The 8,727-nt window shown below is 39.1% G+C and carries 7 protein-coding genes; 2 read left to right on the top strand and 5 right to left on the bottom strand.

Annotated elements, in window-relative coordinates; all coding sequences use genetic code 11:
* Positions 1–178: 178 nt before the first annotated feature.
* Together JW841_15330 and uvrB are read right to left on the bottom strand one after the other, a co-directional pair.
* Entirely contained in the window at positions 179–2,497 is a 2,319-nt protein-coding gene (locus JW841_15330; protein ID MBN1962306.1) for a transglycosylase SLT domain-containing protein, read from the bottom strand.
* A gap of 72 nt (positions 2,498–2,569) precedes the next feature.
* On the bottom strand, positions 2,570–4,567 hold the full coding sequence (gene uvrB / locus JW841_15325) for an excinuclease ABC subunit UvrB (protein MBN1962305.1): 1,998 nt from the start codon (positions 4,565–4,567) through the stop codon (positions 2,570–2,572).
* 97 nt (positions 4,568–4,664) lie between these two features.
* Between uvrB and JW841_15320 the strand changes: the two genes are divergently transcribed.
* Complete coding sequence (locus JW841_15320; protein ID MBN1962304.1) at positions 4,665–4,820, top strand: hypothetical protein; 156 nt, start codon at positions 4,665–4,667, stop codon at positions 4,818–4,820.
* A gap of 90 nt (positions 4,821–4,910) precedes the next feature.
* On the opposite strand, the gene JW841_15315 is transcribed toward JW841_15320, so the two are convergent.
* The 3 genes from JW841_15315 to JW841_15305 are packed head-to-tail and all read right to left on the bottom strand — an operon-like array spanning position 4,911 to position 7,269.
* Positions 4,911–6,017 (bottom strand): hypothetical protein, encoded by a 1,107-nt coding sequence (locus JW841_15315; protein MBN1962303.1) that lies wholly within the window; start codon positions 6,015–6,017, stop codon positions 4,911–4,913.
* Positions 6,018–6,019: 2 nt separating this feature from the next.
* The gene (gene pssA, locus JW841_15310) at positions 6,020–6,925 is read right to left on the bottom strand and encodes a CDP-diacylglycerol--serine O-phosphatidyltransferase (GenBank protein MBN1962302.1); all 906 of its coding nucleotides are present in this window, start codon (positions 6,923–6,925) and stop codon (positions 6,020–6,022) included.
* Between the two features lie 29 nt (positions 6,926–6,954).
* On the bottom strand, positions 6,955–7,269 hold the full coding sequence (locus tag JW841_15305; protein ID MBN1962301.1) for a hypothetical protein: 315 nt from the start codon (positions 7,267–7,269) through the stop codon (positions 6,955–6,957).
* A 174-nt stretch (positions 7,270–7,443) separates the two neighbouring features.
* Here JW841_15305 and JW841_15300 point away from each other — a divergent pair, with 174 nt between their 5' ends.
* Entirely contained in the window at positions 7,444–8,592 is a 1,149-nt protein-coding gene (locus tag JW841_15300) for a hypothetical protein (protein ID MBN1962300.1), read from the top strand.
* Positions 8,593–8,727: the final 135 nt, after the last annotated feature.

Raw genomic sequence — 8,727 nt, 5'->3', positions numbered from 1 at the left:
CAAAAATACCATAATAACCTTTTCATCGTCACCCTCGCGAACGCGGGGGTCCATAACATATTGTTTTTACATAACATTCCTGGATTCTCGCTTTCGCGGGAATGGCGTTATTGTTAGTATAATTGTTAATATTATCGAGTTTTGCAAGTGGCTCCAATGATTAATTTTATTTTTTATGTTAGAAACGAACATTAGCAAGATAAGATTTTGGCACTCGTTGACTTAGAGTTATTGTTTCACCTTGATATAGCCATGAATATACTGCCAGATTGCTGATAACGCGCTTGACGTAATTACGGGTTTGTAAAAATGGGATCTCTTCGACAAATTCATCAATAAGGCGAAGATGATTATTATTTACCCATTGTTCTACTGCGATAGGTCCGGCGTTATAGCTGCTAATGGCCAAAACAGCATTTTGCGAAAACTTCTTTAATAATTCAGCTAAATACCAAGCACCAAAACGAACATTAATCGTTGGATCTAGCAGCAAATCATCATGATAATTTTCCATATTAAGAGCTGAAGCTATTTTTTCTGCGGTCGGAGGTATTATTTGCATCAGACCATTTGCATTAGCTACAGAGCGAGCGCGAGAATTATAACCACTTTCTTGGCGCATCACGGATAAAATTATAAAGGGAGAGATATTTTGTTCTAAGGCGCTTGCTGCAACTATGGTTTCATGTGCAAAAGGATAAGCAAAATGAAAATATGAGGTTTTATATTCATTAGGGTTATTCCTCATCGCCTCACCAAAGTAAATTTCGATGATGCGATATGCAGCATTATAATCACCAAGTTGATGAAAAATTTTTGCTCGCGCAAGCGCTATTGCAGAATTATTTGCTGATGTTTCAGTTGGTACAGATAATACAGTATCGCTTGCGATATCATTTACTCCTAAGCGCATAAGTATTGAAAGCCGTTTACCTGCCTCTGAACTCCAATCAAGAATTTCGTCTTGGTTTAATATTGAATCGGAATCAAGGACGACATTGGTGGTAAGTGGTTGTAGATTACTAATTGGCTTATCCCAATAATTTAATGAACGATAGTCAATTAAATCTTTGGTTATTACATTTGCATTATTAGAAGCAGTATTTGCCAGCGTTGCTACAAGTGTTTCTAATTCATTACGTTTTTTTATTGCGAGTACGCCATAATAGCTTAAAGGAGATAATTTAATAGCTTCGTTGTAGGAGTTAATAGATGCTTTGATATCACCAGCCAATGTGGCGAATCTACCAAGCCAATAGCGTCCCTGCTGAACCAGAATGCTACGAGGAAAATCATTGCAAAGTTGGCGTAGCTTATTTCTTGCTAAGCGCAAGTCACCGGTACGAAATGCATTCCAAGCTAAGTACCATAAAGCAGCATCTGTTTTTTTATCGTGAGGATATTTTTTGTTAAATTTTTTAAAAAGTTCAATAGCCTGGCGATGATCACCACCATTATATGCTAGCCATCCAGCTATAAACAACGCATCGCGTTTTTTACGTTGAGTCGTTTCTGTTTTAGCTATTTGTAAGTATAGATTGACCGCATCTTGGTAACGTCCAAGCTCTGAATAAGTGCGTGCTAACCAATATTGATACTGACGACAATTATTTTGATCAGCATTTTTTACTAATGAAGTTAATTTGGCCAAAGCATCGTTAAAATTATTATGGCGGAAGTCGAGTATGGCTGAATAAAAAACGATATTATCGAAAGCTTCGTTGTCATAACTGGCAATCAATGGTCGAAGATGAGCAATTGCAGATTGAGCTTTATCTAATTGTCGTGAGCGCAGTAGCATATCGACATTTTTAAATTGCTGCTTAATATTTGGTGGGTCGACAAGGCCTTGCTTAATCAGTGCCTGAAGTTTTATTTGGGCGAGTGAAGCAATTGGCAATTGTGAATGATAATTTGCTATATAGCCGTAATTTTTTGCTGCTACTGACCATTTTTCGCTACTTTCAGCTATTTGCGCTAGGTTAAATCGTGCAAGAGGTTCGTAAGCTGAGTGTGGCGCTGTTTTTAAGGCGTCACTATAAGCTATTTCGGCTTCATCATATTGTTTATTATTAAATAGAACATGAGCAATATTATATTGAGCGTTTTTTGTAAGACGAGACTTGAAGTTTTGATTTAAAACTTTACGCCACCATACTATTGCTTTTAACGGTAACCCCATTTTTTGTAAAATGTGAGCCCTTAAAGAATAAATAACATCAGCGATTTCAGGTAAATCATTTTCAAGACCGTCTAATAGACCCAATGCAGTATCAAATTCGCTTGCATCGAACTTAGTACGTGCAGTTAAGAAACGTAAATGTGCTTGAGGCACTATTTCTTCAGGAGCTTGTAGTAAGGCAGCACCAAGTTCAACTGCATGGATAGGATTGCTACTAGCTAAAGCAGAAATGACACTTGTTAGTTCAATTTTAGTGGTACTCGTGCCTGGATTTAGTGCCAGAGGACTAACCAATAAAAAAAAAGTAAACAACATAGATGCCACGTCAATAATGATAGACGCTATGTTATCAACTCGCAAAAAACTTCAGAGATAATTTATAACTTTTTATCCGAAACGTAGATGTTGTTCTTCTAAATCTTTGATGCGATCACGCAATGCGGCGGCGCGTTCAAATTCTAAGGCTACCGCTGCTTGCTGCATTTGCTGTTTAAGTTTATCAATCACTTTTGGTAAATCGTGTAGTAGATCAGAGTAACTAGCTTCAAGTTCATGGTTTTCTATCGCAGCAGGTGTATTTGGTGCTTCGGGAATATGCAATTCACGAATAGCCTTGGTGACGGTTTGAGGAATAATTCCGTGTATTTCGTTGTAGGCGATTTGTTTACTTCGTCGTCTATTGGTTTCTTCAATAGCTGTATTAATGGCAGCAGTAGTTTTGTCTGCATAAAGAATAACTCGACCTTCAACATTTCGAGCAGCACGACCAATAGTTTGAATAAGCGAGCGTTCGGAACGCAAAAATCCTTCTTTATCAGCATCGAGAATGGCGACTAAAGCTACTTCAGGCAGATCTAGACCTTCACGAAGCAAATTAATGCCGACTAAAACATCAAAATGACCTATACGAAGGTCACGAAGAATTTCAACACGTTCTAAGGTATCGATATCTGAATGCAGATAACGTACTTGTATACCAGCGTCGGTGAGAAATTCTGTGAGATCTTCAGCCATGCGTTTGGTAAGCGTAGTTACTAAAACACGCATATTACGATTAACCACTACTCTTATTTCTTCAAGCAGATCATCAACTTGGCTTGAGGCAGCTTTAATGACTACTTGCGGATCAACAAGTCCGGTTGGTCGAATAATTTGTTCAACAATTACTCCACGAGATTTTTCAAGCTCGTAATCACCTGGAGTAGCACTAATATAGATGGCTTTATCAACAAGATTTTCAAATTCTTCAAATTTTAGTGGTCGATTATCTAAAGCAGAGGGTAGGCGAAAGCCAAAACGCACTAAAGTTTCTTTGCGTGAGCGATCACCACGATACATAGCGCCTAATTGAGGTATGGTTTGATGGCTTTCATCAATTACTAATAAAAATTCGCTGCGAAAATAATCGACCAGGGTTGGTGGAGGCTGGCCAGGGGCTCGACCAGTTAGATGGCGTGAATAATTTTCAATACCATTACAGTAACCTATGGTTTCGATCATTTCTAAATCAAAACGGGTACGTTCTTCTAATCGTTGAGCTTCAACTAGTTTTTCTTCAGAACGTAGTAGCTTTAACTGCTCATCAAGTTCATTGTGAATGCTGGCTAACGCTCGTGAACGCGCTTCTGGGGTAACAACATAGTGAGTCGCAGGATAAATGGCGATCTTATCAAGGCTAAGCAGTCGTTTGCCGCGTAATGGATCAATATAAGCTATTGATTCGATTTCATCACCAAACCATTCAATACGTACCGCACGTTCTAATTCATGTGCTGGGAATATTTCGACAACATCACCGCGAACACGAAATACACCGCGATGAAAATCAATATCATTACGTTCGTATTTAATTTCGGTGAGTTTGCGCAGCACTTGATCGCGTGGAATCGATTCGCCACGGTGCACAAAAAGCAACATATCATGGTAGGCCTCAGCAGAACCTAAGCCATATATACAAGAGACACTAGCAACGATTATAACATCTTGACGTTCAAAAAGAGATCGTGTCGCTGCGTGTCGCATACGATCAATAGCGTCATTGATGCTTGAATCTTTAGCAATGTAGGTGTCACTTGAAGGAACGTAGGCCTCAGGTTGGTAGTAATCGTAGAATGAAACGAAATACTCCACGGCATTTTCAGGAAAGAGTTCTTTAAACTCGCTATAAAGTTGCGCGGCGAGTGTTTTATTATGCGCAATTACCAATGTTGGTAAACCAAGCTGTGCAATAACGTTTGCAGCAGTAAATGTCTTGCCACTACCTGTCACACCAAGAAGCGTTTGGTGTTTTTCACCTTGTTTGAAGGCTAAAGTTAGTTCTTTGATGGCTTGTTTTTGATCACCACGTGGTTTCATGTCACTTTGGAGCGAAAATTTTTTTAACATTTGTTTTACTAAACTTTCATTTATACCGTTGACTTGTGAAATCAGCATTCCTAAGATTGCATTCGGTTATACCTATTAACCCTTTTGGAGGTTGGCAATGCCTGCAGCAAAGAAGACAGCAAAGAAAGTAGCAAAGAAAGTAGCAAAAAAAGTTGTAAAAAAAGTTGCAAAGAAAGTAGCAAAGAAAGCAACAAAGAAAGTTGCCAAGAAAGCAACTAAGAAAGTTGCTAAGAAAGTGGCCAAAAAGAAGTAATTTTGCAGTAAATTGAAATTGCAGAAAACGGCAGCCTCATGGCTGCCGTTTTTCGTTTATGGGTAATATATTTTTTTCTCTTGATTTTGTTTAACGATGATGAGTTGAAAGTAGTTTGCGTCTACCAAATTTCGAATGTTTTACAAGTTGCTGACGCAGCAAAGAAAGATCATCAACACCATCACCAGCACGTTCGGCGGTAGCAAAAATAAGATCGACAGCCAAAAAAAGATCGCGCGCATCAATTTGTTCTGGCACTGGTCGTTTGCTACCAAGGTTGTGATAATTTTTCAAAGGCAATGCAATACCAGCGCTAGGGTACCCAAAAGCATTAAATGCAGTTGCTTCACATGAGCCGGTAGACATAAGAGCGGACTGAAATAAAAATTTTTTTGGATCAAGATGACGAGCAGCACCAGCAACTAAGGCAACCGCACGGGGGTTAAAAGGTCCGCTACGATCGCCTAAACGTACAACCGGGCCCTTTCCAAGAGTAATATCGCCATAAGCATTACTACATTCTACTGAGATGATTGTAGTGTCGCGCTTTAAAAAATTGCTTTTGGCTAAGGCAATTGCTCCATGAAACCCAACTTCTTCGGCACGGGTAAATATACCCCAGGCATCACATTTACTTTTATTGCGAGCAAGACGAACAAGTGCAGCTAATATTGCACATACACCAGCCAAATCATCTGCAACGCGAAGATGCAAACGAGGACCCCGCTGTTTAAATGATAAAAGATCGAAAATAGCAAAATCATTAATAGCGGGAAGATGGTTTTGAGCGGCAATTTGTATTACGGCTTGTTTTAGTCGGCGTGGCGTACCATGAGTAGTCTTTATTGAATGTATATGACCTGAGAGCGGACCATTTTTGCATTTAGGAAAAAGTACTTTTGTTCCAGCAAGACCAACAATAGGAATTTGGCCTGTTGGTGTGCATATCACATGTTTTTTGTTAACAGCGACAACTTGAAATGCTGGATGATCAAGATGTGCAACAAAAGCAACTGTATGTTTGGGTTTACCATTATATATATGAATTAAAGTGTTACCATATGCATCGGTAGAATAATCTAACCCATGCTTACGAATAATCGCGTGTAGCGCATTAGTAATATCAAACTCGTAAAACGGTGCTGTTGGAATTTTATTTAAATGTTTTAGTGACGCTAGTAACTGGGCGTGATTCACTATCACATTCCTTGGTCAGATTTATTTGTTGATGAATCATTTGATGTGTGAGAGTTGGTTATGTTGCCGTTATTAACTACATGATTAGTATGGTAACTGCGAATAAATTGAATTATTTCTTCTAATAACCCTAATAAGACATAAGCACTAAAGAATGAAAGCAAAGCAAAGGTTGGTTGAATGCTAGCAGCGATAACACTGAAAGCAATTACCAGAAAAAATGTAAGTAATAAAATCTTTGGTGATAGGCGTAAGTCTTTAAATGAGCGGTAACGAATATTTGATACCATCAAATACGAAAGCACTAAAAGCAGTACGAGTATATTACTGGTGCGTACAACATTAGTAGCAAATACGGTTTGGTGAAATAAAACTAATGAAACGATTACCCCAGCGGCTAATGGTATGGGCAACCCAATAAAAAACTTTTTTGAACCAGTAGAGCGAGATGCTAAAACGTTGAATCGAGCTAAGCGTAATGCACCGCAAGCTATATAAATAAAGGCAGCCAATACACCGATAAATCCAAGATTAACTAACCCCCATTTATAAATTAATACTGCAGGTGCAGCGCCGAAAGTAATAACATCAGCTATAGAGTCGAGTTGAATGCCAAAATCACTTTGGGTTTTTGTAAGTCGGGCAACTCGGCCATCTGCCATATCAAAAAAAATACCAAAGAAAATGGCTAATGCTGCTTGTGATAGTTGCTGCGGTCTAGCCTCGCCAGAAGCCAGAGTCATAGCATATAAACCGCAAAATATGCTTGATAGCGTGAATAGATTAGGAAGAACAAACATGGCGCGGTGCCAATTAAAACGCTCAAAACGTTTTATATGCGGGCGATATTTGCGTCCGGTTCGTTTAGTCTGGCGTTCTGCCTTTGCCCGTGCACGCTCTTGTTTCACACTGGCTCCTTCATGAAATATGCACAAAGTTATTGGCAAGCCTCGGTCCCAATATTGATTTCGGTATCTTTTGCAAGACCACAAGCAGCCAAATCGCCGCATGCCAAGGCAGCGCAAGTGCATGTATCTATAAAGTCAGAGCAACGTTGCTGTTCAGCTTTGCTAACTTTGCGGGTATCGTTGCTAAAGCGCAGTTTGCAACCATCAACATTAGTTTGGTTGCTTTCACAAGCGCAGATTTTATTGCCAAGGTCTTCACAGGGATTGCCACAGCTTGTAGACAACCCAAAAACGATCAGCAAAGCAAAGCAGCTAGTAAAAAAAATATATTTTTTATACATCACCTTAAAACCTCCACAGTGCCATCTTTAATAACACTGTGTTATCAAGATCTCACTACTTTGAATGTTAAATTACACATAAATTAAGTTTTTATGGAACACTGCATATACGCAAATACGACTTAATCAAGCTTTGCTTCACTGTGCAAGCATGATGAATATACCATTAGGATGGTTATGATGGAGCTATCAGAGGCATATGTTACAGGTTTATTGGCTGATCTTGAACCATTAGTGCCAACTTTAGATAACGAATTAAAACAAGCCGGCCAATTAGCCCAAAAAATCGATAATGAATTAACGCTTTTATTGACTCGTATGGATGAAGCCAAACAAGGGCTTAGTCATTATCAGCGACGTATTGAGGATCGTTCACAAGCTTTATCAGAAAATAACAATCAAATTGCCAATCTACATCAAGAACTTGCTGCGTTAACTGCTCGTGCTGAAGATTTTATGAATGAAATGAAAAATTTGGGCAAGGGTGAGGTGTATTTGCGCGTTCGTCGTGAAAGAGCCAAGGTTTTAGTGCAGATTGAAGACTGTAATATTGAAATCAACAACCAAAAAAATGCCTGTGAAAAAGTTCGCGAACAATTAGCTGAGGCTGAAAAGGGTTTGCAAAATGAAAAAGAGCATTTGCGCGTGGTTATGGCTGATTTAGATCACCTGCAAGAACAATTACCCAAGCCTCATTTATATATTCGCATGTTTGAAGCACACTGCGCGCGTGCAAATTGTCGTTGGTTTTTAGATAAGCATACAAAGCAATGGCGTGATGAAATGTTAACTGCTGTGGCAAATATGCTTAAATTGCATCAAGAATTAAGGGCGGGGAAATATCGTATTGATAAAAATAGTGAATTAATAGGAGGTCGCGCCACTGCTAGTGCAGAAGCTTTGTATGCTGCGGTTGCATTAGGTAATAAAGAGCTTGCTTTTGAGCTTTTTAACAGTATTGTCGACCCCACGTTGTTATTTGATCAAGTATTTAATGTATTTCGGGTTTGGGCTGTGGGGCTCTTAATCGCTGGTCGTTTGCCGGAGCTAGATAATTTATTGCTGCAACATGATTATTCAACTGGTTTGCGGGGCGGGTATGTTACAACATTTCGTGGTTTATTAGCTGGCGATGCCTGGCGAGTTAGTAATGGTCTTAAGACTATCGTTAAATATGAGTGGGAAATTTGGCAAGACCCCAAGCTTACCCGCGGAGTCGGCGTGGTTAACCTTGGCGCTACTGCTTTAGCAAAGTTAGCCTATGAGGCGAATTTACAAATAACCCTGCCTGATGAATTAGTACCGGTTGAACTTGTGCAAAGTTGAGTTAAAAAATATTATTTTGCCTGAACAATTATTAAAATTTTTAATATAAGAGCCACTTGCAAAAGTCGAGCAACCACCTATTATCGTCATTCCTGCGCAAGCAGGAATCTATAAGGTGTTGATATTGCAAAACAT

It is taken from the genome of Deltaproteobacteria bacterium (assembly GCA_016931625.1).
Lineage (GTDB): Bacteria > Myxococcota > XYA12-FULL-58-9 > XYA12-FULL-58-9 > JAFGEK01 > JAFGEK01.
Note: the sequence above shows the minus strand (reverse complement) of the source record. Positions and strands in the feature narration are given on the sequence as shown.